The sequence below is a fragment of the Desulfogranum marinum genome, assembly GCF_963675105.2.
GTDB classification, from domain to species: domain Bacteria; phylum Desulfobacterota; class Desulfobulbia; order Desulfobulbales; family Desulfobulbaceae; genus Desulfogranum; species Desulfogranum marinum.
On the sequence record NZ_CAXXRO010000002.1, the window covers coordinates 1 to 2,500 of the forward strand.

At 47.5% G+C, this 2,500-nt stretch carries 1 rRNA gene; it reads left to right on the top strand.

The annotated features are described in order from the left end of the window. Positions 1-918: 918 nt before the first annotated feature. Positions 919-2,475 (top strand): 16S ribosomal RNA (locus ACHZCY_RS00810). Positions 2,476-2,500: the final 25 nt, after the last annotated feature.

Consider the following 2,500-nt stretch of genomic DNA (forward strand, 5'->3'; position numbering starts at 1 on the left):
TCTAACAATATTACTGCGCCACTCATGCACGTTTTTTTTGGAGGAAGGATTTACGATCAAAGTGAAAAAATCAGGTATCCTTTCCAGTAAATTGCATGAAAAGATGACGGAAAAGAAAGTATAATTCATAAAAAAATAGCTAATAGACGAAGGCCAAAAATAAATTTCAGAGAATGTGTTTGACCTGAGAATAGCAAATACTAAAAGTTTTACTTACTGTGTGCAGAGAAGGTGGAATAGGGTGTTTCCGATATGGCATTTGGCAAGGTACCTGATAATGTATTAAGTTTCAGGTGGTTATAGGTCAACTGTTTTTGTATTCCTCAATGATGGTCTCTAAGGTTTGCATGTGTATTGAGAAAAAAGCAACTGATCGCAAAAATAGTTATTGACGACCGATTGATGATCGAGTAGTTTCCCGCCCCGTGCCTGACGAAACATGGACGGCACAGCTTGAAGTGGATTGTTAGTTGTTTAATAATTCCAACCTGTTGGCTGCTGAAACAAATTTTAAACAGCCGGAAAAAAGAGGTTGACTTCAAGAGCGCGGTAAGGTAGTTTGCCGCTCCGTTGCTTGACGAATACAATCGCCAGGCAGCATGCTGAAGGTCGTTGGCAGTGATCAACGATCACACCTTTTTAATTGTTGAAAGTTACTTTTAACAACAGTAAAAAAAAAGGTTGACGGCACGGCGGAGTTACAGTAGATTGTCGCTCCGTTGCTTGACCAACATTATTGAGCAACATGTTCTTGTTTTGACAAGAGCTTACGCAGTACATAAAGTATAACTTCTGTTATACCGAGGCCATGTACAATGGCTTTGATCTTTGACAACTGAACAGTAAACAAGCGGGCCAATTGATTTTGGTTTTTTTGAAGTAAGTAAGTCCAATCGTAAGTGATTGTGGCTAGGATATAAACTGGAGAGTTTGATTCTGGCTCAGAACGAACGCTGGCGGCGTGCTTAACACATGCAAGTCGAACGCGAACGGATTCTTCGGAATTCTAGTAGAGTGGCGCACGGGTGAGTAACGCGTAGATAACCTGTCCTTATGTCTGGGATACCCCACCGAAAGGTGGACTAATACCGGATGTTCTTGTTTTTCATAAGCGTAATAAGAAAAGGTGGCCTCTGATTTAAGCTACTGCATGAGGAGGGGTCTGCGTACCATTAGCTAGTTGGTGGGGTAAGAGCCTACCAAGGCATCGATGGTTAGCGGGTCTGAGAGGATGATCCGTCACACTGGCACTGAAACACGGGCCAGACTCCTACGGGAGGCAGCAGTGAGGAATATTGCGCAATGGGGGCAACCCTGACGCAGCGACGCCGCGTGAGTGAGGAAGGCTTTCGGGTCGTAAAGCTCTGTCAAAAGGGAAGAAATGCATAATGATTAATACTTTTTATGTTTGACGGTACCTTTAAAGGAAGCACCGGCTAACTCCGTGCCAGCAGCCGCGGTAATACGGAGGGTGCAAGCGTTGTTCGGAATTACTGGGCGTAAAGGGCACGCAGGCGGCCTGATAAGTCAGATGTGAAAGCCCACGGCTTAACCGTGGAAGTGCATTTGAAACTATTAGGCTTGAGTATCAGAGGGGAAAGTGGAATTCCTGGTGTAGAGGTGAAATTCGTAGATATCAGGAGGAATACCAGTGGCGAAGGCGACTTTCTGGCTGAATACTGACGCTGAGGTGCGAAAGCGTGGGGAGCAAACAGGATTAGATACCCTGGTAGTCCACGCCGTAAACGATGTCAACTAGGTGTAGGGGGTGTTGATCCCCTCTGTGCCGCAGCTAACGCATTAAGTTGACCGCCTGGGGAGTACGGTCGCAAGATTAAAACTCAAAGAAATTGACGGGGGCCCGCACAAGCGGTGGAGTATGTGGTTTAATTCGATGCAACGCGAAGAACCTTACCTGGTCTTGACATCCCAAGAATCTTCTAGAAATAGAAGAGTGCTTTTCGGAGAACTTGGTGACAGGTGCTGCATGGCTGTCGTCAGCTCGTGTCGTGAGATGTTGGGTTAAGTCCCGCAACGAGCGCAACCCTTGCCTTTAGTTGCTAGCAGTTCGGCTGAGCACTCTAAAGGGACTGCCGGTGTCAAACCGGAGGAAGGTGGGGATGACGTCAAGTCCTCATGGCCTTTATGACCAGGGCTACACACGTACTACAATGGCCGGTACAAAGGGCAGCGACAGGGCGACCTGAAGCGAATCCCGTAAAGCCGGTCTCAGTCCGGATTGGAGTCTGCAACTCGACTCCATGAAGTCGGAATCGCTAGTAATCGTGGATCAGCATGCCACGGTGAATACGTTCCCGGGCCTTGTACACACCGCCCGTCACACCACGGGAGTCGGTTGTACCAGAAGCAGTTGACCAAACCTTCGGGATGGAGGCTGCCAAGGTATGGCTGGTAACTGGGGTGAAGTCGTAACAAGGTAGCCCTAGGGGAACCTGGGGCTGGATCACCTCCTTTATAAGGATATGCAGCTTAGACTGCA